The organism is Pantoea sp. X-Soil-TKNS-1211, assembly GCF_059730495.1.
Genome location: NZ_AP035953.1, coordinates 1,571,474 through 1,595,550 on the forward strand (window position 1 = coordinate 1,571,474; position 24,077 = coordinate 1,595,550).

22 protein-coding genes, 2 tRNA genes and 1 pseudogene are annotated in these 24,077 nt (G+C 53.2%); 13 read left to right on the plus strand and 12 right to left on the minus strand.

Annotated features, from left to right (window positions below; all coding sequences use genetic code 11):
* The first annotated feature begins 51 nt into the window (after positions 1-51).
* The 6 genes from rlmKL (at position 52) to rmf (ending at position 8,006) form a co-directional block, all read left to right on the plus strand.
* Complete coding sequence (gene rlmKL / locus AC6I8W_RS07435; protein ID WP_497837597.1) at positions 52-2,163, plus strand: bifunctional 23S rRNA (guanine(2069)-N(7))-methyltransferase RlmK/23S rRNA (guanine(2445)-N(2))-methyltransferase RlmL; 2,112 nt, start codon at positions 52-54, stop codon at positions 2,161-2,163.
* Between the two features lie 5 nt (positions 2,164-2,168).
* A complete protein-coding gene (locus AC6I8W_RS07440; RefSeq protein WP_497837598.1) occupies positions 2,169-4,082 on the plus strand; it encodes an ABC transporter ATP-binding protein in 1,914 nt (637 codons plus the stop codon).
* 17 nt (positions 4,083-4,099) lie between these two features.
* Complete coding sequence (gene pqiA, locus AC6I8W_RS07445) at positions 4,100-5,383, plus strand: membrane integrity-associated transporter subunit PqiA (RefSeq protein ID WP_497838128.1); 1,284 nt, start codon at positions 4,100-4,102, stop codon at positions 5,381-5,383.
* Positions 5,355-6,998, plus strand: coding sequence for an intermembrane transport protein PqiB (pqiB, locus tag AC6I8W_RS07450; RefSeq protein WP_497837599.1), 1,644 nt, complete (start codon positions 5,355-5,357; stop codon positions 6,996-6,998). The genes pqiA and pqiB overlap by 29 nt, the downstream gene beginning before the upstream one ends.
* Positions 6,995-7,561: a membrane integrity-associated transporter subunit PqiC gene (gene pqiC, locus AC6I8W_RS07455; protein ID WP_497837600.1), complete on the plus strand. Its 567-nt coding sequence runs from the start codon at positions 6,995-6,997 to the stop codon at positions 7,559-7,561. Before pqiB ends, pqiC begins: the two co-directional genes overlap by 4 nt.
* A 277-nt stretch (positions 7,562-7,838) precedes the next feature.
* Complete coding sequence (gene rmf, locus AC6I8W_RS07460) at positions 7,839-8,006, plus strand: ribosome modulation factor (protein ID WP_013508548.1); 168 nt, start codon at positions 7,839-7,841, stop codon at positions 8,004-8,006.
* 75 nt (positions 8,007-8,081) lie between these two features.
* On the opposite strand, the gene fabA is transcribed toward rmf, so the two are convergent.
* On the minus strand, positions 8,082-8,600 hold the full coding sequence (gene fabA / locus AC6I8W_RS07465; RefSeq protein ID WP_013508549.1) for a bifunctional 3-hydroxydecanoyl-ACP dehydratase/trans-2-decenoyl-ACP isomerase: 519 nt from the start codon (positions 8,598-8,600) through the stop codon (positions 8,082-8,084).
* Positions 8,601-8,666: 66 nt separating this feature from the next.
* A pseudogene (locus AC6I8W_RS07470) lies at positions 8,667-10,525 on the minus strand (AAA family ATPase).
* A gap of 53 nt (positions 10,526-10,578) precedes the next feature.
* On the opposite strand from AC6I8W_RS07470, the gene matP reads away from it, so the two are divergent.
* A complete protein-coding gene (gene matP / locus AC6I8W_RS07475) occupies positions 10,579-11,049 on the plus strand; it encodes a macrodomain Ter protein MatP (protein ID WP_497837601.1) in 471 nt (156 codons plus the stop codon).
* 67 nt (positions 11,050-11,116) lie between these two features.
* On the opposite strand, the gene ompA is transcribed toward matP, so the two are convergent.
* On the minus strand, positions 11,117-12,187 hold the full coding sequence (ompA, locus tag AC6I8W_RS07480) for a porin OmpA (protein ID WP_497837602.1): 1,071 nt from the start codon (positions 12,185-12,187) through the stop codon (positions 11,117-11,119).
* 349 nt (positions 12,188-12,536) lie between these two features.
* Positions 12,537-13,028: an SOS-induced cell division inhibitor SulA gene (gene sulA / locus AC6I8W_RS07485; RefSeq protein WP_497837603.1), complete on the minus strand. Its 492-nt coding sequence runs from the start codon at positions 13,026-13,028 to the stop codon at positions 12,537-12,539.
* 223 nt (positions 13,029-13,251) lie between these two features.
* On the opposite strand from sulA, the gene AC6I8W_RS07490 reads away from it, so the two are divergent.
* A complete protein-coding gene (locus AC6I8W_RS07490; protein WP_497837604.1) occupies positions 13,252-13,851 on the plus strand; it encodes a TfoX/Sxy family DNA transformation protein in 600 nt (199 codons plus the stop codon).
* A 19-nt stretch (positions 13,852-13,870) separates the two neighbouring features.
* Here AC6I8W_RS07490 and yccS read toward each other — a convergent pair whose 3' ends face one another.
* Positions 13,871-16,009: a YccS family putative transporter gene (yccS, locus tag AC6I8W_RS07495; protein ID WP_497837605.1), complete on the minus strand. Its 2,139-nt coding sequence runs from the start codon at positions 16,007-16,009 to the stop codon at positions 13,871-13,873.
* Between the two features lie 9 nt (positions 16,010-16,018).
* Positions 16,019-16,462, minus strand: coding sequence for a YccF domain-containing protein (locus AC6I8W_RS07500; protein ID WP_480370085.1), 444 nt, complete (start codon positions 16,460-16,462; stop codon positions 16,019-16,021).
* Positions 16,463-16,585: 123 nt separating this feature from the next.
* Between AC6I8W_RS07500 and helD the strand changes: the two genes are divergently transcribed.
* Complete coding sequence (helD, locus tag AC6I8W_RS07505) at positions 16,586-18,640, plus strand: DNA helicase IV (RefSeq protein ID WP_497837606.1); 2,055 nt, start codon at positions 16,586-16,588, stop codon at positions 18,638-18,640.
* Positions 18,641-18,644: 4 nt separating this feature from the next.
* Here helD and AC6I8W_RS07510 read toward each other — a convergent pair whose 3' ends face one another.
* Positions 18,645-19,106: a methylglyoxal synthase gene (locus AC6I8W_RS07510; protein WP_497837607.1), complete on the minus strand. Its 462-nt coding sequence runs from the start codon at positions 19,104-19,106 to the stop codon at positions 18,645-18,647.
* Positions 19,107-19,174: 68 nt separating this feature from the next.
* Positions 19,175-19,813 carry a YccT family protein gene (locus AC6I8W_RS07515; protein ID WP_497837608.1) on the minus strand — a complete coding sequence of 213 codons (639 nt, stop codon included), beginning with the start codon at positions 19,811-19,813 and terminating at the stop codon, positions 19,175-19,177.
* A 176-nt stretch (positions 19,814-19,989) separates the two neighbouring features.
* On the opposite strand from AC6I8W_RS07515, the gene AC6I8W_RS07520 reads away from it, so the two are divergent.
* Positions 19,990-20,412, plus strand: a complete 423-nt coding sequence (locus AC6I8W_RS07520; RefSeq protein ID WP_497837609.1) for a CoA-binding protein — start codon at positions 19,990-19,992, stop codon at positions 20,410-20,412.
* 31 nt (positions 20,413-20,443) lie between these two features.
* Here AC6I8W_RS07520 and hspQ read toward each other — a convergent pair whose 3' ends face one another.
* Together hspQ and rlmI are read right to left on the minus strand one after the other, a co-directional pair.
* Positions 20,444-20,761, minus strand: coding sequence for a heat shock protein HspQ (hspQ, locus tag AC6I8W_RS07525; RefSeq protein WP_497837610.1), 318 nt, complete (start codon positions 20,759-20,761; stop codon positions 20,444-20,446).
* A gap of 59 nt (positions 20,762-20,820) precedes the next feature.
* Positions 20,821-22,011, minus strand: coding sequence for a 23S rRNA (cytosine(1962)-C(5))-methyltransferase RlmI (rlmI, locus tag AC6I8W_RS07530; RefSeq protein WP_497837611.1), 1,191 nt, complete (start codon positions 22,009-22,011; stop codon positions 20,821-20,823).
* An 85-nt stretch (positions 22,012-22,096) separates the two neighbouring features.
* Between rlmI and yccX the strand changes: the two genes are divergently transcribed.
* Positions 22,097-22,375: an acylphosphatase gene (gene yccX / locus AC6I8W_RS07535; RefSeq protein WP_497837612.1), complete on the plus strand. Its 279-nt coding sequence runs from the start codon at positions 22,097-22,099 to the stop codon at positions 22,373-22,375.
* On the opposite strand, the gene tusE is transcribed toward yccX, so the two are convergent.
* Together tusE and yccA are read right to left on the minus strand one after the other, a co-directional pair.
* Positions 22,376-22,702 (minus strand): sulfurtransferase TusE, encoded by a 327-nt coding sequence (gene tusE, locus AC6I8W_RS07540; protein ID WP_497837613.1) that lies wholly within the window; start codon positions 22,700-22,702, stop codon positions 22,376-22,378.
* Positions 22,703-22,801: 99 nt separating this feature from the next.
* Positions 22,802-23,458, minus strand: a complete 657-nt coding sequence (yccA, locus tag AC6I8W_RS07545; protein WP_480371546.1) for an FtsH protease modulator YccA — start codon at positions 23,456-23,458, stop codon at positions 22,802-22,804.
* Between the two features lie 223 nt (positions 23,459-23,681).
* On the opposite strand from yccA, the gene AC6I8W_RS07550 reads away from it, so the two are divergent.
* Positions 23,682-23,769, plus strand: a tRNA-Ser gene (locus AC6I8W_RS07550).
* Between the two features lie 35 nt (positions 23,770-23,804).
* Positions 23,805-23,892: transfer RNA gene (locus AC6I8W_RS07555), tRNA-Ser, on the plus strand.
* The last annotated feature ends 185 nt before the right edge of the window (positions 23,893-24,077 follow it).

Sequence of the window (24,077 nt, forward strand, 5' to 3'; positions counted from 1 at the left end):
CGCTGATTCGCTATAATGCGCAACAATTTTATCAAGGGTATAAGTGACGATATGAATTCTCTGTTTGCCAGTACGGCGCGTGGGCTCGAAGAGCTGTTGAAAACTGAGCTGGACGCACTGGGCGCGCAGGATTTGCAGGTGGTGCAGGGCGGGGTGCATTTCGAGGCCGATGACCGCGTGATGTACCAAAGCCTGCTGTGGAGCCGCCTGGCTTCGCGTATTTTACTGCCGCTGGGAGAATTCGGCGTCTGGAGCGATCTCGATCTTTATGTCGGCGCCCAGAGTATTCCGTGGTGCGACATCTTCGACAGCAACACCAGCTTTGCTATCCACTTCAGCGGCACCAACGAGGTGATCCGTAACAGCCAGTTTGGTGCGCTGCGTATTAAAGATGCCATCGTTGACAGTTTTACCCGCCAGAATTTGCCACGTCCGAATGTCGATCGTGAGCAACCGGGTATTCGTATCAATGCCTGGCTGAACAAAGATCGTGTCAGCATCGCGCTGGATCTGAGCGGTGATGCACTGCATCAACGTGGCTATCGTCAGCAAACCGGCCAGGCACCGTTGAAAGAGAATCTGGCGGCAGCGATTGTGATGCGTTCCGGTTGGCAAACCAGCACACCACTGATCGATCCGATGTGTGGTTCCGGCACTTTGTTGATTGAAGCGGCACTGATGGCCTGCGATCGTGCTCCGGGCCTGTTGCGTTCACGCTGGGGTTTTAATGGGTGGAAAAAACATAACCAACCACTGTGGCAGGAGTTACGTGCTGAAGCGCAGCAGCGCGCCCGCGCGGGCACGGCAGCCACCAGCGCACGTTTCTTTGGTTATGACAATGATGGCCGCGTGCTGGAATGGGCGCGTGCCAATGCGCGTCGTGCTGGTGTGGCTGAACTCTTCACCTTCGCTCAGCAGGATGTTTTGAAGCTGAGCAATCCGCTGTCCACTGAAGTGACCGGTACGGTGTTGAGTAACCCGCCGTATGGTGAGCGTCTGGAGAGCGAGCCAGCACTGATTGCGTTGCACAGCCAGCTGGGACGCATCATGAAGCAGAAGTTTGGGGGCTGGAACCTGTCGCTATTTAGCGCCTCACCGGAGCTGCTCAGCTGCCTGTCGCTGCGTGCCGATCGCCAATTCAAAGCGAAAAATGGCCCGCTGGAGTGCGTGCAGAAAAATTATCAGTTGGCTGCTAACAGTGGTGCAGGCTCGGCACAGATCGCGGAAGATTACGCCAACCGTCTGCGCAAGAATTTGAAGAAACTGGAAAAATGGGCGCGCCAGTCGAACATCGATTGTTATCGTCTGTACGATGCTGATCTGCCGGAGTATAACGTGGCGGTGGATCGCTACGCCGATTGGGTGGTGATTCAGGAATACGCACCGCCAAAAACCGTTGATGCCAACAAAGCGCGTCAGCGCCTGTTCGACGTGATCAGCGCCACGCTCAGCGTGCTGGAAATCCCGGCGAACCGCCTGGTACTGAAAACCCGTGAGCGTCAGAAAGGCAAAAACCAGTATCAAAAGCTGGCGGAGAAGGGCAACTTCTTTGAAGTGCAGGAATTTGACGCCCGTTTTCTTGTCAACCTGACTGACTATCTCGACACCGGTCTGTTCCTTGATCACCGTATCGCGCGTCAGATGCTGGGCAAAATGAGTCAGGACAAAGATTTCCTCAACCTGTTCTCGTACACCGGCAGCGCCAGTGTCCATGCTGGTCTGGGCGGGGCGAAATCCACCACCACGGTGGATATGTCGCGCACCTATCTCGAATGGGCGGAGCGCAACTTGCGCCTCAACGGCCTGACGGGCCGCCAGCATCGCCTGATGCAGGCTGATTGCCTGAGCTGGTTGCGTGACAGTAATGAACAGTTTGACTTGATCTTCATTGATCCGCCGACCTTCTCCAACTCGAAGCGTATGGAAGACGATTTTGACGTGCAGCGCGATCATCTGATGTTGATGCAGAATCTTAAGCGTCTGCTGCGCCGTGGCGGTACCATTATGTTTTCTAACAACAAACGTGGCTTTAAAATGGATCTCGATGGGTTAAAGCGTCTGGGCTTACAGGCGCAGGAAATCACTCAGAAGACCCAGTCACAGGATTTCGCCCGTAATCACATTCACAACTGCTGGCTGGTTAGCCACGCCGGTAAGGAATAAGTTTTATGTCACTGATCAGTATCCATGGCGCTTACCTCTCTTTCAGCGATGCGCCGTTGTTGGATAACACCGAGCTGCACATTGAAGAGGGCGAACGCGTTTGTCTGGTGGGCCGCAACGGGGCCGGTAAATCCACGCTGATGAAAATCATCAACGGTGAGCAGCCGCTGGATGATGGGCGCATCATTTATGAAACCGACCTGGTGGTGGCACGTCTGCAACAGGACCCGCCGCGCAACATCACCGGTTCGGTGTATGACTTTGTCGCCGAAGGGGTGGAAGAACAAGCTGAACACCTGAAGGCGTACCACGCGATTTCCCATGTGGTGATGGATGATCCCAGCGAGAAGAACCTCAACGAAATGGCGCGTTTGCAGGGCATTCTGGATCACCACAATCTGTGGCAGCTGGAAAGCCGCATCAACGATGTGCTGGAGAAAATCGGTTTACAGGCCGATACCGAGCTGTCGTCGCTGTCTGGTGGCTGGCTGCGTAAGGCGGCGCTGGGACGCGCGTTAGTCAGCAATCCGCGCGTACTGATGCTGGATGAACCGACCAACCACCTCGATATCGAAACCATCGACTGGCTGGAAACCTTCCTCAAAACCTTTACCGGCAGCATCGTGTTTATCTCGCATGACCGTTCCTTTATCCGCAACATGGCGACGCGCATTGTCGATCTTGATCGCGGCAAGTTAGTCTCCTGGCCGGGTGATTACGACCAGTATCTGCTGGCCAAAGAAGAAGCGTTGCGCGTGGAAGAGATGCAGAACGCCGAGTTTGACCGCAAACTGGCGCAGGAAGAAGTGTGGATCCGTCAGGGCATCAAAGCACGTCGTACCCGTAACGAAGGCCGTGTTCGTGCGCTGAAAGCGCTGCGCCGTGAGCGTTCTGAACGCCGTGAAGTGATGGGCAAAGCCAATATGCAGGTGGGTGAAGCCTCGCGCTCCGGTAAGATCGTGTTTGAACTGGAACACGTTAATTATGCGGTTGATGGCAAGGTGTTAGTGCAGGACTTCTCCTCGCAGGTGCAGCGCGGTGACAAAATTGCCCTGATTGGCCCCAACGGCTGCGGTAAAACCACGCTGTTGCGTCTGATGCTGCAACAGCTGCAGGCCGATAGCGGTCGCGTGCACTCCGGTACTAAGCTGGAAGTGGCGTACTTTGACCAGCATCGCGCGGAGCTTGATCCGGATCGCACCGTGATGGATAACCTGGCGGAAGGCAAGCAAGAAGTGCTGGTGAACGGCAAGCCGCGCCATGTGCTGGGTTATTTGCAGGACTTTTTGTTCCACCCGAAACGTGCCATGACGCCAGTGCGTGCGCTCTCCGGTGGTGAACGTAACCGTCTGCTACTGGCGCGTCTGTTCCTGAAACCCAGCAACCTGATGATTCTCGATGAACCGACTAACGACCTGGATGTGGAAACGCTCGAACTGCTGGAAGAGTTGATCGATGGCTATCAGGGCACCGTGCTGCTGGTGAGCCACGATCGTCAGTTTGTTGATAACACCGTCACTGAATGTTGGATCTTTGAAGGTAATGGTGAGATCGGTACCTTTGTTGGCGGTTATCATGATGCCCAGCAACAGCGTGCTGCTTATAAACAGCTAAAGGCCGCTCCGGTGGTGAAAACCAGCACCACGGCAAAACCGGCGGAAAAAAATGATGCCAGCAAACGTAACGTCGCCAAGTTAAGCTATAACCTGACACGTGAGCTGGAGCAGTTGCCACAAAAGCTGGAGCAGCTTGAAGCACGTATTGGCGAGTTGCAGGCGCAGATGAGCCATCCAGATTTCTTCAGCCAACCGCATGATAAAACGCAGCCGGTGCTTGATACCCTGGCGCAGACTGAGAAAGAACTGGAAACAGCGTTTGAACGCTGGGAAGAGTTAGAAGCGCTGAAAAACGGCGCGTAATGCAGAAGGAAACCAGTATGTGTGCAGCGGGTGATACGCAATCGTGGATACTCTGTCCACAGTGCGATTTAACGGTTAAATTGCCTGCTGTACCGGTCGGCAGCCGGGCGCGTTGCCCGCGCTGCCATACCACACTGACGGCAAACTGGCACGAACCGCAAAAGCGTCCAACCGGTTATGCCTTTGCCGCGTTGTTTATGCTGGTGTTGGCGAATCTGTTCCCCTTCGTCAATATGCATGTCGCCGGTCTGAGCAGTGAAATCTCGCTGCCGGAAATTCCCAATGTGATGGTGCGCGAGGATTACAGCAGCCTCGCGACCTTGTTCTTGCTGTTCGTGCAAGGTATTCCGGCATTCTGCATGGTGACCATTATATTGCTGGTCAATCAGGTCAGAATGCCGCATCACCTGCGTCTGGTGCTGGCACGCATCCTGTTTCAGTTACGTAACTGGGGCATGGCGGAAATTTTCATGGCCGGGGTACTGGTCAGTTTTGTCAAACTGATGGCCTACGGTGAGATTGGTCTGGGTCTGAGTTTCTGGGCGTGGTGCCTGTTTTGTTTATTACAACTGCGCGCGTTTCAGGTGGTGGATCGCCGCTGGGTGTGGCAGAAGATCGCGCCATTGCCCGCGCTGCCACATGCACCCAAAGCAGGTATCAGCGGTTTGCAGCAGGGGATGAGACGTTGTCCTTGCTGTACCGCCATTATGCCTGTTGAACGTAATCACTGTAGCCGCTGTAACGTAGTGGCGCATGCACGGCGACCTCACAGTCTGCAATGGACCCTGGCATTGCTGCTGACTTCGCTGATCCTCTACCTTCCTTCCAATATTATGCCGATCATGGTGACGGAAACGTTAGGCACACAATATCCCTCCAACATTATGGCAGGAGTGATTTTGCTGTGGAGTGACGGTTCCTGGCCGGTAGCGCTGGTGATTTTTATCGCCAGTATCATGGTGCCGTCGCTGAAAATGCTGGCGATCGGTTGGTTGTGCTGGGATGCCAGTGGGCGGGGTCAGCATGACCGCGAGAAGATGCATCTGGTGTATGAGGTGGTCGAGTTTGTGGGGCGCTGGTCAATGATCGATGTATTTGTCATTGCTGTACTTTCCGCGTTGGTGCGGATGGGGCGGCTGATGAGTGTTTACCCAGCGCCAGGTGCGCTATTGTTTGCGATCGTGGTGATTCTCACTATGTTTGCGGCATTGGCTTTTGATCCGCGCCTGATCTGGGATCGTGTACGGAAAACCGAACGTAAGGAGCCGCGTCTTGACGGACAATCATCAGGGAATTGCTAACGTCGACCAGATTAAACGCTGGTCGCCGGTCTGGATTGTACCCATCGTCACGCTGTTGATCGGCGGATGGATTCTTTTTTATCACTTCAGCCATCAAGGGCCGGAGGTGACGCTGATTACCGAAAACGCCGAAGGTATCGATGCGGGCAAAACCACGATTAAAAGCCGCAGCGTAGATGTCGGCGTGGTGGAAAGTGCGGTGCTGACCGACGATCTGCATCATGTGGAAATCACTGCGCGCCTGAATTCCGGTATGGAAAAACTGTTGCATGGCGACAGCGTATTCTGGGTGGTTAAACCACAGATTGGTCGGGAGGGGATTACCGGCCTCGGCACCTTGCTATCGGGTGCTTACATTGAATTGCAGCCGGGTACCAAGGGTGACAAACCGACAAGTTACCCGTTGCTGGATGCGCCGCCGCTGGCACCGCCTGACGCTAAAGGTATTCGCGTCACGCTTGATAGCAACAAAGCCGGTCAGCTCAATCCGGGCGATCCGGTGCTGTTCCGCGGCTACCGGGTTGGGTCAGTGGAGACCAGCACCTTCGATACCGATAAACGCATGATGACCTATCAGCTGTTTATCTCTGCGCCTTATGATCGGCTGGTCACCACCAATGTGCGTTTCTGGAAGGACAGCGGCATTGCCGTGGATATGTCCTCATCAGGCATGCGTGTCGAGATGGGTTCGCTGACCACGCTGTTCAGTGGCGGTGTGAGCTTTGATGTGCCGACCGGCTGGGAGTTGGGCGAAGTGGCGCAGAACAAGGCGGAATACCATTTGTTTGACGACCAGCGCAGCATCCAGGATTCGCTCTATACCAAACATATCGATTTTCTGATGTTCTTCTCCGATTCCATTCGTGGTTTGCAGGTGGGAGCACCGGTTGAGTTTCGCGGTATCCGCCTTGGCACTGTGGCAAAAGCACCTTACATGATCCCTGGCCTGGATCAGGCTCTGGACAACGATTATCGCGTGCCAGTATTGATTCGTATTGAACCCGATCGCTTTATCAGCCGACTGGGCGGAGATTTCAACCTTGAGCAGCATCTGCAAGATGGTAAAAAACGCGGCCTGCGTGCCACATTGAAAACCGGCAATCTCCTCTCGGGCGCGCTCTACGTTGATCTGGATTTCTATGACAATGTGGCGGCGTATCAAGGGCCGAATAAAGTTGCCGGATTAGAAGTCATTCCGACGGTCAGTGGCGGCCTCAGTCAGATCCAACAAAAACTGATGGCGGCACTGGATAAGATTAACAATCTCCCGCTGAATCCGATGATCAATGAAGCAACCGGTACGCTGAAAGAGAGTCAGAGAACACTGCAGCAGTTGCAAAAAACCTTGAACAACCTGAATCAGATCACTGCCAGCCCGGCGATGAAGACGCTGCCGGCCGATATGCAGCAGACGTTGCGTGAACTGAACCGCAGTATGAAAGGGCTGCAACCGGGATCGCCAGCCTATAACAAGCTGGTGGGCGATATGCAGCAGCTTGATAAGACGCTGCGTGAATTACAGCCGGTGTTGAAGACACTGAACGGCAAAAGCAACGCGCTGGTGTTTGAAGCCAAACCGGGTCAGGATCCACAGCCAAAGAGGGCGAAACAGTGAAAAAAGGGCTGATGATTGGAGCGCTGCTGCTGCTGGCAGGTTGCAGCAGCACCGTTGAAACCACGTACTATCAACTGCCCGCAGGAGCCGCGATGGCACCTGTGAGCAGCGATGCCAGCAGCACGCGGCCGATGCTGTGGGTACAGCAAGTCAGTGTACCGGATTATCTGGCGGGTAATGGCCTGGTGTATCAAACCAGTGATGTGAAATACGTCATTGCCGCTAATAATCAATGGGCCAGTCCACTCGACCAGCAATTGCAGCAAACGCTGGTGAATAATCTGAGTCGCGCGCTGCCAGGCCGCCTGGTGTCTGGCTCACCGTTGGGTGAGACGCACGACACGCTGACCGTCAACGTGACCGGTTTTCAGGGGCGCTATGATGGTAAAGCAATTGTGAGTGGCGAATGGGTGTTACAACATGAAGGACGCCTAATCAAACATGGCTTTAATCTGGCGTTACCACAGACGGAAGATGGTTATGATGCCCTGGTGCGTACGTTAGCGCTGGGCTGGCAACAAGTCGCCCAGCAGATAGCGAATAATGCGATCGCGCTAAATTAAGAATTGTTCGAAGAATATCTAAGTCCTTGATTTGCCATTAACGAGTGGCAAAAATATCAGGGACTTTTTTATCGGCTAATCAGCCAGATAAGCGATTTTTCCGAAAATTTACCTCATTCTGTGATGTCGGTTTCAGGTCATATTTATGACATTGGCGTGAAATTTGCGCATTGATCTTTTAGGCGCATGGCGTTAGAACGTTAGAGTGGTTGAACATTATTCCGCCACTCTATCTTTCCACCAGATTCCACCAGACCTGAAATGAGGGAAACGAGGTATGAAGAGACAGAAACGAGACCGCCTGGAACGAGCACATTCACGAGGCTATCAGGCCGGTATTACGGGACGCTCAAAAGAGATTTGCCCGTATCAAATGATCGACGCACGGTCTCACTGGTTGGGAGGTTGGCGACAAGCCATGGAGGACAGGTCGGCGGTGGCTTAGCACTGCCGGATGTCTATCAATAAGGAACAAACCTCCGCATAATGCGGAGGTTGTCATTTTGACGCGGGATAATGTTTAGAAAGCCGTAGTATCTTTAAACAAGCCCACTTTCAGGTCAGTCGCGGAGTAAATCAGGTTACCATCGACAAACACTTCGCCATCAGCCACGCCCATCACCAGTTTACGGTTGATGACACGTTTGAAGTGAATTTTATAAGACACTTTCTTCGCAGTTGGCAGCACCTGACCGGTGAACTTCACTTCGCCGACGCCCAGAGCGCGGCCTTTACCTTCTGCACCTAACCAGCCCAGATAGAAACCAACCAGCTGCCACATGGCATCCAGACCCAGACAGCCTGGCATTACCGGATCGCCGATGAAGTGGCAATCAAAGAACCACAGGTCAGGGCGGATATCCAGTTCGGCTTCCACAAAGCCTTTGTCGTATTTTCCGCCGTCTTCGGTCATTTTGACCACGCGGTCCATCATCAACATATTGCCTGATGGAAGCGGCGGTCCGTTTTCGCCAAACAGTTCTCCGCGACCTGAGGCAACCAGGTCTTCTTTGCTATAGGATTCGCGTTTATCTACCATGTTCTCAATAAGCCTTATTTAGTGAAGCCCGAATATTAGCGAACAGTTGTACGCTGGGCAATGCTATCAGCTGTGGTTGAACCAGTTCAGCCAACGTAAGGGCCACGGACGGTGATGCGTTTCCTGCTGATTCAGCTGCGCGATACGTTCCTGGATGGCGCTCAGCAAGGATTCCCCGCTTTCACTTTGCCACACCACACCGGTCAGCAAGGGTAATGCTTCGTCGACGCTTTCAATTGCCCAGATATGAAACTGGCCCTGCTGCACTGCTTCAACAACCGCAGCATTCAGACTCAGATGACGGACATTACTGGCAGGCAAAATCACACCCTGCTGGCCGGTAAGACCACGTTCGTGGCAAATACTGAAGAAGCCTTCAATTTTTTCATTAAGGCCGCCTACTGGCTGGACATTGCCAAACTGATCAACCGAACCGGTCACGGCGATTTGCTGATTTAGTGGCTGATTTGCCAGTGCACTGATCAGCGCGCAAAGCTCGGCCAGAGAGGCGCTATCGCCATCGACTTCAGAATAGGACTGTTCAAACACCAGTGAGGCTGAGAAGGGGAGCTGCTGTTCCAGCTCCAGCTCGGCAATCAGGTAGGCCTGCATTATCATCATGCCTTTTGCATGGATATTGCCGCCCAACTCCGCTTTACGTTCTACGTCGGTGAACTCACCATCACCCGGATGCACCACGCAGGTAATACGCGACGGTTCACCCCATGGACGTGGATGACCGGGAAACTCAATCACGGACAGGCCATTGATCTGACCGACGACTTCTCCTTCTGTCTCAATCATGATCTGGTTTAGCAGAATTTCATCACGCATGCGATCGGCGAGGAAACTTTCGCGCCACTGGCGGGCTTCCAGCGCATCCCTCAATGCTTCGGCATTGAGGGAATCACCGTGCAGAGCGGCTTCCTGCATTTGGCGACGCAACCATCGTGGGCAAAGCGGTAAGATGTCCTGATCGCCAGTGTTCCGGACAGCTTCATTAATCAATAATGGCCAGAAGTCTGCTTCCGGTGCCGCCAAACCGGCCAGATCGGCCTGAGTCAGCGTCCACTGGCACCAGGCGGTCATATCATCTTCATCCACCAACTGGATGCTCTCTTCAAACTCACTGTAAAGCGCCATTTCATGTGCTTCAGTGTCCAGAGTCTGAAAATCGGCCAATGCATCACGTTCGCCGCATAAAATCAGGCGCAGCTGTAACGGCAGCGGTGGAATAGCGACCGGTAGCGGCTGGCGTTCATCCTGGGAGTGCCACTCAAAACGACCCTGCTCAATGCATTTTTTCAGCCGTAACCACATCAGGGGCTGTGCCAGGAGTGTATTGACGCTGAGGATCAGGGTGCCACCATTGGCACGATGGATTAAGCCTGGCTCAAGCTGTATACGGTCCTTGAACTGACGGACGCAGCCGAATAGCTGCTCAAATTCGATCCAGTCGGCATAGTGCACACCACCCTGGCTGGTGAAAGGGCGGTTTTCCGCTGGTGGCAACAGGCTGACATTGTCACCCATCACCAGATAATCACCACCAAACAGGGATTCTTCATCTGGCTGAAAACGTTGCGCGGCGGAGGCAATCCAGGCGAGATAGTCACTGTTTTCCTGGCTACGTAACAGCAGCAGCGGGAAACCCTGTTGTTGATGGTGTAAATGCGCCAGGGCATTCAGCAGACGCGGCTGGACCGCGGCTAGACTATCGCTATCTTCCAGTGAGACATTGGAGAAAATGGATTGGTAGCGGGTGCTATCCGGCTGCAGGGCTTGCCACGTAAGTTGAGAGCTGGTCAAAATATTCCATTCGTCGAATTCGGGAAAAGCGCGATTATACAGGAATCAACCAGGTTAAGCACTGCGGAGTTCCGGCCCGAATTGTGATGGCCGCAACATGTTTTTCCTTGCTGCATCCAGGAAAAAAGCTGTTATTCTTAGTTTGTTACGTGATCACGATGAGATTCCGATGAAATACCAGCAGCTCGAAAATCTTGAAAGTGGATGGAAGTGGAAATACCTGGTGAAAAAGCATCGGGAAGGTGAGCAGATCACCCGTCATCTGGAGCTGAGTGCTGCTCAGGCAGCGGTAGACGCGTTGCTGACGATGGAGAATAGCCCTGTCGAGGTTAACGACTGGATTGTCCAGCACATTCATCCGGATTTGGAGAATCGTCTTAAGCAGACTATCCGTGCTCGTCGTAAACGCCACTTCAATGCTGAGCATCAGCATACCAGGAAGAAATCGATCGATTTGGAGTATCTGGTGTGGCAACGGCTGGCAGGACTGGCACAGCGTCGCAGCAGCACGCTTTCTGAGACCATTGTCCAGTTGATTGAAGATGCGGAACGCAAAGAGAAGTACGCCAGCCAGATGTCGACATTGAAACAAGATCTCCAGGCGATTCTTGGCAAAGGAGAGGATGCCGGGAGCGAGTGATTTTTTCGTTGCTGTCAGGCAGGCATAAAAAAACCCCGCTTAAGCGGGGTTTTTATCACGCGAAAACTTAAGCCTGCGGCTGAGTTACCACGTCTTTGATACCTTTCACGTCGATTTCAACGCGACGGTCCGGTGCCAGGCAGTCGATCAGGGCATTGCGGCCTTTCACGCTGTCACAGGTGTTGCCGGTAACCGGGTTAGATTTGCCCATGCCACGTGCAGAGATCTTGTTAGCCGGGATACCTTTAGATACCAGGTAGTCGACAACAGACTGAGCGCGTTTCTCAGACAGTTTCTGGTTGTACTGCTCTGAACCGATGCGGTCGGTGAAGCCCAGAACCACGACTGAACCGTCTTTCGGGTCCAGTGAGCTCAGCTGGCTGTACAGCTGATCCAGAGCCTGCTGACCTTCCGGTTTCAGGGTTGCTTTGTTGAAGTTGAACAGAACGTCAGACTTCAGGGTGAAACGCTTGGTTTCAACAACCGGAGCTGGTGCCGGAGTCGGAGCAACAACCGGTGCAGCAGCTTCATCCTGACCGAAACGGTAGGAAACACCGACGCTCAGCATGCTGTTGTCAGGGCGTGCGCCAACGGTGCCAGCGTCGCCGATGTTGTTAACCCACTGATAGTCCAGACGAGTTGCCCAGTTTTTGGTCAGTGCGTATTCAACACCAACAGCAGCCAGCGGAGAAACGCCGGTGTCGTGGTCGCTGATGCGGCCAGTGGTCGGGTTGGTCTGAGTTGAGTCAGCACGCCATACCATGCCGCCCAGACGGGTGTACACGTCCAGATCGTCAGTGATCGGGTAGCTCAGCTTAGCAGCCAGCTGAACGCCTTGTGCTTTGAATGCGCCGTTAGTTACGCTGCCTTTGTTCGGCATACGGCCCAGCCAGTCGTAGCCCATCTCGAAGCCCAGGTATGGGTTAGCCTGGTAGCCAAGGAAGGCACCTGCGCCCAGCTGGCTTTCGTGAGTCGGACCGTTGTTGTTCTCATAACCGTTACCGTAGTAACCAGTATCATGATACTGAGACCAGCCCAGTTTAGCACCGGTATACCAGGTGTCATCTTTAGGAGCGGCCTGCGCTACGGTAGCGAAGCCAGCCAATGCCACTGCAATTGCGATAGCTGTCTTTTTCATTTTGCGCCTCGTTATCATCCAAATAGGCAATGAGCAAAAATAGTTTGCTCTGGGTTTAATCCTTCGCCGGGTCAAAATGCTCGCTTATGACTCTACCGAAAAAACGGAGGTTATTGAGCACCCTGGCGAGGTAAAGTCTACAACGAGATTGGAAAGTTACAAGTATGATGTGACGCCAGGCGATAAAAAAACAGGGATTTATACACACATTTTAACAATTGACATGGCATAATCTTCGTGATCAGAATTAAAAAAATCTGCTAAGCCATTGTCTAAGCTGGCGGGACAAGAATCAGTGGCTTAGCGTCATCTTCCGCAAAAATCAGTGTGAGAAAAATCCTAATTTTACTTAATGAAACAAATCTGAGGGAATTTTTGACGCTGATGGTTGTCTGCTCAAAACCGTCTCGTGTCCCTGAGGACGCATCACCAGACCCAACGCTTCACCTTCTGCGGCAGCCTGTTTCAATTCACGGCGTTCATCATCACTCAGTTCATAAGGGATCCACGCCAGAACAACGCTATAGTTGCCGGTGCGTAGCGCTTTAACCATGCTTTCTACCGTGCTATAGCGTTCGCACTCCGTGATATGCATGCTCTTTTCCAGCGGTAAACCCGACTGCTGCATCCAGTGACGGTTGATCTTATGTGCCGGCGTTAACCAGAGCTGCCAGCGCGATTGCAGGCTCAATTGTTTCAATACCGGCAGCAACAAAAGCTGCATCATTCCGGGTTGCTCGCTATAGCGCAATTCGGTAATGCCACCCAAAGAGGGCTGCGCTACGTCTGAAGTCGCAAAACGGTGAGAACGATCAGCGGTGCCAGAGAATTGAGTACGCATAATTTAATCACTCAGTAATGAACTGTATGAATATACAGTAATGAGTTCCTGGACAAAGATCAACCTCAATTTCTGAAAACGTCTCGCAAATTCGCACAAATTTTCACCTTAAACGCATTTATTCATTGAACAGCTGGATCGTTTTCAATATCTTCTAACCTGATGAATACATGAAGTATTTATTAGGACAGTTCTGGTAAAAGGAATTCAGGAAGGTATCAGGATGAAAAAATCTCACCCGATGGTTGAACAATCTAAAGCCCATTTAGCCGCATTAGGCGAAATCGAATCCCGCACGCAGTTTGGTGGTTATGCCTTGTCAGTAGAGAAGGTCGTCTTTGCGTTCATCAATGAAGATGCGCTGTATCTACGAGCCTGCGAAGCGGTAACGAACTATGCGACACGATGTCCAATGGAGCCGCTGATTTACAGTAAACGCGGTATGCCGGTGACACTGAGTTATTACAAGGTCGACACGCGTCTTTGGCAGGAACCGGAACAGTTAATGCAGCTCTCTTCGAGTGCGTTACGTGCTGCGCGTGAGGAGCTGCAAACTCGCTATGTCTCACTGCGGCTGAAGGACTTGCCCAATCTCAGCCTGCGTATGGAGATGATGCTGTATAAGGTCGGTATCTGTTCGGTCAAACACTTGTGTGAAATTGGGGCCAAAAAAAGTTGGCTGAAACTGCGGGCCATTAATAAACATATTGGTCTGAAAACGCTGCTGGCATTAGAAGGGGCGATCTCAGGCCATCACGAGGCGGCATTACCTCGTGAGGTGAGAGAAGAGCTTTGCGCGTGGTATCAAAAAACACTCCGCTAGCAGCAGAGTGTTCCTGGTCTTACTCTGCCGCGAGGGTACGACGCAGGCGCGCAATTTCAGGCAAAAGCGCAAGTAACAATCCCAACTGTTGTAAAACCAGCGGCGCTTGTGTTTCGGTACTGGCTTTCATTTCTGTCAGGCGATGCAGCAGAACTTGCTGCATCCGAGTTGCTTCAGCATCGCTGACGCGTTCAATTTGCAAAACATCATCAACAAAGCACACAGCATCATCCAGTAGCTTCAATAGCGTGGCGTCATTTAACCCGACACGATGAGCACCCAGCGCTGAAATATAGCTGAGGAAGGAGTGATTCAGGCAGAGCAAGCGGAAGGCGTTTTCACGTAAAGATTGCTGGTAGCGGGCTTCGTTACTCATGTTGGATACGACCGAAGCCAGTTCGGCATCGGCATTGTGTGCATCCCGACGCGCAACACGATAAGCCAGACGGTTATCTTTCCCCTGGTGATACTGCTCCATAATTGCATCAAGGTAGCGGCAGTTGGCATTGAGGGTGCGCTCGGCAACGGCGGGCAACTGGCGGAAACGCCAGTCCGGCCAGACGAAAGTAACGGCCAGCCAGGCGAGGCCACAACCGAGTAGCGTATCAACCACACGTGGCAGCGCGACTTCGAAGCCTTCGCCCAGCAAGTTAAAGCATAATAATACCAGTAGGGTAATGAATAGCGTTGCCTGAGCATATTGAATCTGGCGAAACGCGAAAAACAGCACACCGCTGAGCACAATTAACACCAATTGTCCTTCAATAGAAGGCACCAGCCACAGTACCGGTAACCCGATGGCAATCCCAGCCAGGGTGCCACCGATACGCAGCGCCAGGCGTCGTCGGGTGGCATTGTAGTTCGGCTGGCAGACAAACAGGCTGGTGAGCAGAATCCAGTAGCCGCGATGCACTCCGGTGAGCTGGATAAACCCATAACCGATGCACAACACCAGTGTCATTCTGACCGCGTGACGAAAAAGTGCGGATGATGGCGTGAGATGACGACTAATGCGCAATCGAATATCCGCCCAGCTACCTGGCCCGTCGCTGGAAAGATTGTCATCGCTGGATGCGGCCGGTTGTGCCAACTGCTGTTCTGACTCGATCGACGCCAGTTGCGCGTCGATGGCGCGCAAATTACGCAGCAACCAGAACAACGCACGAATATGGGCGTCATCCGGGGTATTCTGTTGCAAGCGTTGCAGCGCGGTTTCCAGCCGTTCGAAGGCGCGCTCAACGTGCGTATCATGATGCCAGGCCTGGCGTAAGAAAAGGGTTTCAGCTAACTGACGGCAGGCCTGCGCCTGCATGTTAAGCACGCGCTGGAAGCGAAATAGCACTTCAGTATAACGCCAGTCGTCGCGCAGTTGATGATATTGCAGATGTGAGGAACTGGCGCGTTCATGAATATCCTGCGCCACAAAATAATAATGCAGGCTGCGTCGGGTGCTACGTGAACCCCGGTCGCCACGTAACCGACTCTGAATGGTACTTTTGGTCAGATTAAGTTGAGCCACCAGTTGGCTATTTACCATTGCAGTGGCAATCAGGTTCGTATCATCTTGCTCGTCGCCATCAGGATCGAACAGGTTGGCTTTGGCGTCCAGATAACGCGCCAGCTGAGAAAAACTGGCGGCCAGTTGCTCCTGCACCGGGCGTACCGGAAACATGACATGGCCTACCAGGGTCAGCAGGTTGTACCATAAGGCTCCCAGCAGCAGCAGTGCTGGTTGCATCCACCATTGTGGGAACAAACCCACGCCGAGCATGGTATATACCGCAATCAGTAACGCACCAAAGGCGATGGTGGCATAACGTTGCCCGAGGGCACCCAGCAGAATAAAACCCCAGGTTGAGAGGGCCAGGCCGAGTACGAATGCCCAGGGGTGCGGAAACAGTAACTCGACGGATACCGAAGCGATACAGAAACAGACCAGCGTAATCAGTAGATTGCGCAGACGCCCCGCGAGGCGATCATCAAGATCGGCCAGTGCCGCTGCAACCACGCCAAGCGTGAGGGGAATCGTCCACTCAATCTGCTGTAACCACCAGGGAACAGCGGCACAACCCGCAAGGGCGAAAAAAATGCGCAGCAAATAGCGCAAACTGCTATTAAACAAATAACGGCGCCAGCCGGGTAAGGCTTCATGCATCATGGCTTCGCCTCAGTAACGACGACGGGCATTCGCTTCCCGTGCGGCCTGTGCTTCTTCTACCGAGACGACACGCCGTCCGACTGGCCACAGCGCAATGGCGGCAATTTTGAAATTAGCAATCCCGACGGGAATGCCGATGATGGTCAGGCACTGCACGATACCCGCTGAAATGTGCATCAGGCACAGCCACCAGCCGAAAAACACCAGCCAGAAGATGTTGAGAAACGTTCCACCGGCGTTCATTACCTGATTTTTGCTGTCGGGACGCAGCACATCGATATGTACTGCCTCGTTACCGAATGGCAGCAGAGAAAGTTTAGTTATCTCCCAGCAGGAACGCGTTAATGGCAGTGTGAAGATAAGAATGATGCTGACCAGCGTCGCCAGCAACCAGCTCAGGGTGGTAAAAACGCCACCCAGTACAAAGTTGAGAATGTTGAGCACGGTGCGCATAACACGATTTTCCTTTTGCAATCCGCAATATGTGTTGCCCAGTTTAGCCTGTTTTAAGGCTGGAGCGTCAAGGGTCTGACAGGTAAACTGCGCGATAATCCTCTTGCTGAACACGGTGCGGACATGGAACTGAAAGCAACATCAATGGGCAAACGTCTGGCTCAGCACCCTTATAATCGCGTACGCCTGCTGGAAGCAGGGGTGGAAGTTAGCGGCGATCGTCACGAATATCTTATCCCTTTCAATCAGTTACTCGATATATCCTGTAAAAGGGGGCTGGTGTGGGGTGAGCTGGAGTTTTTGCTGCCGGAAGAAAAAGTCGTCCGATTACATGGCACGGAATGGCAGGAAACCCAGCGTTTTTTTCATTACCTGCAACACGCCTGGCAGCAGTGGAGTCAGGAGATGAGTGCGGTCTGCGTCGAGGTATTGACGGGATTACAGCAGGAAATTTTCGCGTTTACCGGGCAGGACCGCTGGCTAAAGCGTAGCGAATTGCAGGCGGTTAAAGAAAGTATTACCCGGCAGTTCTCCGCCTTACCTTTACCGGTATCACGCCTGGAAAAATTCGAGAATTGCCGCGAATTGTGGCAGTTCTGCCAGCAATGGCTTGGGCAGGGCGAAACCGCGATTCGTCAGCGCAACCGAGAATGGACAGCAAAAATTTTACAGCAGTATCAGACGTTCTTTTCCACGGTTGAAACCACGCCACTTAATCCTTCGCAGTGTGAAGCGGTGGTCAATGGCGAAGACGCATTATTAGTACTGGCAGGGGCTGGCAGCGGAAAAACCTCGGTGCTGGTGGCCCGCGCTGGCTGGTTGTTACAGCGCAAACTGGCGCAGCCTGAGCAGATTCTGCTGTTAGCCTTTGGACGTCAGGCGGCGGAAGAGATGAACGATCGTATCCAGTCCCGGCTGGGTGAAAGCGCGATTCAAGCGCGAACGTTCCATGCGCTGGCATTGCATATCATTCGTGAAGGTAGCAATAAACAGCCCGCCATCAGCAAGCTGGAGAGCGACAGCAATGCCCGCCGTCAGTTGCTGATTGAGAGCTGGCGTGAGCAATGCAACAGTAAAAAAGCGCAGGCCAGTGGCTGGCGTCAATGGTTGCAGGAAGAGCTGGAATGGGAAATTGCTGAGGGGCCGTTCTGGCAGGATGACAAACTGGCACAGCGGCTGGCATCCCGGCTGGAGCGCTGGCTGGGGCTAATGCGTATGCACGGTGGTGCTCAGGCGGCGATGATTGCTGATGTACCTGAGGAACAGCGTGATCAATTTAGTAAACGCATTAAATTGATGGCACCTATCCTGAAAGCCTGGAAAAGCGCGTTGAAAGAAGAGGGGGCTGTCGACTTCTCCGGGCTGATCCATCAGGCGATTGCCATTCTGGAAAAGGGACGATTTATCAGCCCGTGGAAGCATATTCTGGTGGATGAGTTTCAGGATATCTCGCCACAGCGTGCGGCATTGTTGACAGCGCTACGTCAACAAAATAAGCGAACCTCACTGTTTGCCGTCGGTGATGACTGGCAGGCCATTTATCGCTTCAGCGGTGCCGAGATGAGTCTGACCACGGCCTTCCATCACTATTTCGGTGAAGGTGACCGCTGTGTACTGGATACCACTTACCGTTTCAATGACCGCATCGGTGAAATCGCCAACCGTTTTGTGCAACAAAACCCACATCAGCTGCGTAAGCCACTGAATAGTCTTACTAAAGGCAATAAAAAATCGGTGACCTTGCTGACGCAGGATCAACTGGAACCGCTTCTCGATAAACTGAGTGGTTATGTGAAGCTGGATGAACGGGTACTGCTGCTGGCGCGCTACCATCATCTGCGTCCGGCGCTGCTGGATAAAGCCAAAACGCGCTGGCCGAAACTGCAACTGGACTTTATGACCATTCACGCCAGTAAAGGGCAGCAGGCCGACTTTGTCATTGTGCTGGGTCTGCATGACGGTCGAGATGGTTTCCCGGCTGCTGCTCGTGAATCGATCATGGAGCAGGGATTGCTGCCACAGCCAGAGGCTTTTCCGGATGCCGAAGAGCGTCGTCTGGCGTACGTGGCGTTAACGCGTGCACGCCAACAGGTTTGGTTACTGTTTGATAAGGAACGGCCTTCCGTGTTTGTCGAACACTTCCGCGATTTAGGCGTGCCGCAAAGCAGGAAGGCCTGAGGCATTATGATTTCAGGCGTTCTGCCAGGTAACGCGGATAATCGGGGATCTGAATCTCAACTTCGCTGGCAAACAGTGGTGACTGGATCAGGAAGTCTGCGGTGGCGCGGTTGGTGGCAACCGGGATATTCCACACCGTTGCCAGACGCAGCAGCGCCTTGACGTCCGGATCGTGCGGCACGGCATTGAGTGGGTCCCAGAAGAAGAACAACACATCAATTTTCCCTTCGGAAATCAACGCACCGACCTGTTGGTCGCCGCCCATCGGGCCGCTCAGCATCGCATTCACCTCAAGGCCGGTATGGCGATTGATCAGATTGCCGGTGGTACCGGTGGCATACAGGACATGTAACTGGAGTGTGCTTTGGTTTTTCTGCACCCAGTCCAGCAATGAGGCTTTGCAATGATCGTGGGCGACGAGGGCAATGTGTTTCTGAATATTGAGGGTACGAACGGTCTGCTCCATAGGGCTTCCTGACTCTTCTCGGGCTAGGTTAAGTAATGCACGAGTGTACCCCTGGCGTTTCGTTCCTATCAACTTGCGCGTAAGGTTTTCATCCAACTGAGAAAACGCAAACGGGTGGCGGCATCAAAACGTTCAAACCAGCGCTGTAGTGAGGGCAGATCGCTGGCTTCCTGCCAGGCAAAATCGGCGTTCAACTGAATATCTGGTGTGCTGCTGGTTTGCACAGCAAAGCGCGGCACCGAGGCGACCTGGCCATTACGGTTATAATTCAGCATGGCTTGCTCAAGATCGCCCGCTGTCTGAGAGGGCAGGCGGTCGCGAATACTGGCGATCTCTTTACCCTGTTCATCAACCAGTTGGAAGTTTAGCGACTTATCGAAGGCATGTCGTTCACGCCGACTGCCCAGTGCAGGCAGGCGAATGGCCACCGTTTTGCCGCTGGCGGTAAACGTCACAATCATCGGCACAGACTGATAATGCGGGCCATTGTCTGTGGAGGTCGCGGGAGATTTTTCAACGCGAAACAAGAATTGGTGCTGACCACGATCCAGCTCAAGGCTATCAGCGCCTTTAAGCAGAGAACCGGAAATTTTGCGCCCATCCAGCACCAGAAGATCGATCTCCGGATCAAGTTTCAGGGTAATGGCATGGCAGGATGCTGTTACGAGTAAGATAGACAGACTCGTCGCAGCCAAAAACAGCTTCATTTCAACTCCCGTAAACTGGGCGCAAATCAGTGATGTGTAGCAAATTATTACATTATGGCAGTAAATTTACATTTTTACATATTTATTCGTGCTGCCGCGCAAAGTTTTCTGTCACCAGGGTTGCGTGGTGTAACCAGATGCCATCTACACTCAGGCGAGTGAAAAAGGAGAGATGCATGAACGATCAAATCATTCGTGATGTTTTGACCCACACCAAACGTATTGCGCTGGTGGGGGCCAGTGATCGCCCCGATCGTCCCAGCTATGGTGTGATGAAGTTTTTGCTTGAACAGGGCTACCAGGTGGTGCCGGTCAGTCCGAAACTGGCCGGGCAGCAGCTACTGGGCCAAACCGCCTATGCCACCCTGGCTGATATTCCCGGTAAAGTGGACATGGTGGATGTGTTCCGCAATGCAGAAGCGGCGTGGGGTGTTGCGCAGGAAGCTATCGCGATAGGTGCGAAAACGTTGTGGCTGCAACTGGGGGTGATCAATGAACAGGCGGCGGTGCTGGCGCAGGATGCGGGGTTGACGGTGGTGATGGATCGTTGCCCGAAAATTGAGATACCACGGCTCGGGCTATCGCAACCGGTGCATTAAATAAAACGGCGACCTGGGTCGCCGTTTTTGATCAATGACGCAGACGTGGTGTCTGAAGCTGTTGTCGGATAGAGGCGGCCAGCTCATCCATCGAGGGTTGTTCTGGGTGTTCGAATGAGGTCTCACCGGCAAGCTGGATCTCGGCAACGTAAGTGTGGACCTGTTCACCGTCCTCATCTTCCATCACCACATGATACCAGGGTGCGGCGCGCAGTTTCTCGGCAGCCCCTACTTCCTCGAGCTTAGGTTCTTCAAGTGAATACTCCGGATCGACATCCACAATCACGCCGAGCACCCCGGAGAGACGATGCCGGACTTGCTGTCCAATTCCAAATTTACTGGCAATCATAGTGACCTCCCAAAATACTGCCCTGCGTCAGATATGGAGGCAGGAGCAGAATTTTCAAGTCACAGTACGCGGCAAGCAAAACCTTTCAGATAAAGCCCTTCAGGGTAGCTGGCAATCACCGGATGGTCTGCTGCCTGACGGAACTGTTCTATGAATTGTACATCACGGCCTGCATCAACGGCGGCATCTGCGATGATCTTCTGGAACAGATCGGTTGCCATCAGGCCGGAACAGGAGAACGTCATCAGAATCCCGTTGGGGTTCAGCAGTTGCATCGCCAGCATATTGATGTCTTTATAGCCACGACAGGCACCCGCCAGCTGATTTTTGTTCTCAACAAATTTGGGGGGATCCATCACGATGACATCAAACTTTTCACCGCTGTCACGGTAGCGGCGCAGCAATTTGAACACGTCATCACGCAGGAACTGTGCACGGGATACATCCAGCCCGTTCAGCTCCACGTTCTGTTTCGCCACGTCCAGCGCATCCTGCGAGGTATCCACGCTGATCACTTCACGACAACCGCCGAGTAACGCAGAGACGGCAAAACCGCCAGTGTAGGAGAAGCAGTTCAGCACACGGGCATTCTCAGCATAGCGACGGGTGGCAAAGCGACTGTCGCGTTGGTCAAGGTAATAACCGGTTTTGTGACCACCCTGGATATCCACCAACAATTTCATGCCGTGTTCAGTAATCGGCAGCAACGGTGGCGGCAGCTCGCCAGTGACTGGACCCTGGGTCAGCTCCAGACCTTCCTTTTTACGCACGGCCACATCGGAACGATCGTAAATTGCGCATTGTGGGAAGCATTGTTGCAGGGCGGAGATAATTGCCGGGCGCTGATATTCGGCACCGGCAGACAGTAACTGGAGAACCAGAAAATTGCCGAAGCGGTCAATAGTAACACCAGGCATGCCATCCGATTCACCCGCAATCAGACGGTAGCTATCCAACCCATCGCGTTGTGCCAGCCAGGTGCGCCATTGTTGAGCTTGCTCGAAGCGACGCACGAAGAAGGCAATATCGACTGACTCATCCTGTTGCCAGCTCCAGACGCGCGCCCGAATTTGTGATTGCGGTGAATAAGCGGCACGAGCCAGCCATTTGCCATTGCTGTCGCATATATCAATGGTTTCCCCGGACTGGGCTTTACCTTCCAGACGGGCAACGGCACCGGAAAAAACCCAGGGATGGCGGCGGAGCAGGGATTTTTCACGTCCCTTAGCGAGAATCAATCGAACAGTCATAGTTTGCTATGCTTACCTGAAAAAATGAGGCGTCATTTTCCGGTGGATGGCGGCAAAATGCAATGAACAGTGAGGGAAGGGGATAATGAGCACAACCTGCTTCAAAATTTGGGTGCACGGTATGGTGCAGGGGGTCGGTTTTCGTTACAGCACGCAAGCACAGGCCAGAACACTGAACGTAACAGGTTACGCGCGCAACCTGAGCGATGGCAGCGTCGAAGTGCTGGCATGGGGGGAAGCGTCGCAGGTCAATGCATTGATTGATTGGTTAAAGGCCGGTGGTCCGCGTAGCGCGCGCGTAGAAAAAGTGCTGGTGGAGCCGTATCAACCAACTGAACCCCCCAGCCGTTTTACTACGGGGTGATTACAGACATTTCGCCGGTTTGGGCAATCCGGCAATTTTCGTCGCCTGCTTAGCCGGACCTTCCGGGAACAGACGGAACAGATAACGACTGTTGCCTTTCTCCTCGCCATATTTCTGTGCCATCGCTTTGACCAGCATACGGATAGCTGGCGAGGTATTAAATTCCAGATAAAAGGCACGCACAAAATGGACTACTTCCCAATGTGCCTCACTCAGGGTGATGTCTTCAGTGACGGCAATGGCTTCCGCCAGGGGTTCGCTCCAGTCGGCGCTATTCTTCAGATAGCCTTCCGCATCGGTGGCTATCTCTTTACCGGCAAAAATCACGGTGACTCCTCAGGTTCAGTTTGCGCGTATTGTAGGGCGGCGTAGCCAGAAAAAGCAAAACCCCGCCGGAGCGGGGTTTTCATTATGGCCTGGCCGAGGTTAGTCGCGGCTGGCAAAGCCCAGCAGACTGAGCAGACTGACAAAGATGTTGTACAGCGAGACATACAGGCTGACCGTCGCTCGGATGTAGTTCGTTTCACCGCCGTGGATGATGTTACTGGTCTCCCACAGGATGGCTCCGGCAGAGAACAGAATAAACAGCGCGCTGATTGCCAGATGCAGAGCCGGTAACTGCAGGAAGATGTTGGCAACCACTGCCACCAGCAGCACCACAAAGCCTGCCATCATCATACCGCCGAGGAACGACATATCGCGACGGGTGGTCAGCACATAAGCCGAACAGCAGAAGAACACCAGCGCCGTACCACCCAGTGCCATACCAATCACATCGCCCATGCCTGCTGACAGGAACGAGTTAAGGATCGGGCCAAGGCAGTAGCCGAGGAATCCGGTAAAGGCAAAAGCGGCCAGAATACCAGTCGGGCTATTCGCCAGACGATAAGTCAGAAACATCAGACCATAAAAGCCGACCAGCATCAGAATCAGCCCCGGCGACGGCAGAGCAAATACGGTGCTCAGCGTGGCGGTGAGGGCGGAAAACGCCAGGGTCAGGCCAAGTAAGAAGTAAGTATTACGCAGCACTTTGTGTGTGCTGATTAGCGACTGTCGCTGTGACGAGGTAATAATTCTATCCATCATGCGCTCCTTAAAGTGAAAGAACACCAAATATGCGGAGAGAATACGCAGCGCTGCTGGGACAGAAAAGGCGTTTTACCCTTCTTTACGCGATAAATTGCTGTTTCCCTGAGCGGAATGGCGATTATGACGCCGATTAAATAGTTTTTGACTGTTTTTCAGGCGAATGAATCGCAGCAGGCTTTACATCTTCCGGGGGGATGTTTATAGTGCGCGTCATTGCGGAGGGGTGGCCGAGCGGCTTAAGGCAGCGGTCTTGAAAACCGCCGATGGGAAACCATCCGAGAGTTCGAATCTCTCCTCCTCCGCCACTTAACTCGCTCAGGGTTAAGTAACTGTTTTATCCGGAGGGATGGCCGAGCGGCTTAAGGCAGCGGTCTTGAAAACCGCCGATGGGAAACCATCCGAGAGTTCGAATCTCTCTTCCTCCGCCACATTAAAGAAGCCCGCAGCGATGCGGGCTTTTTGCTTTTTACCTTCAGAGATTCCGAAAAACATCCCGTTGCTTTTCAATCTGCTGCCTCAGTCCACCGGCAGCGTCCATGTCTGCTATAGTCCATTCACGGTTTTTGCAAACATCTGGCGATTTTCCCAGGCAAGCTGAGTTACACTGTGGGGC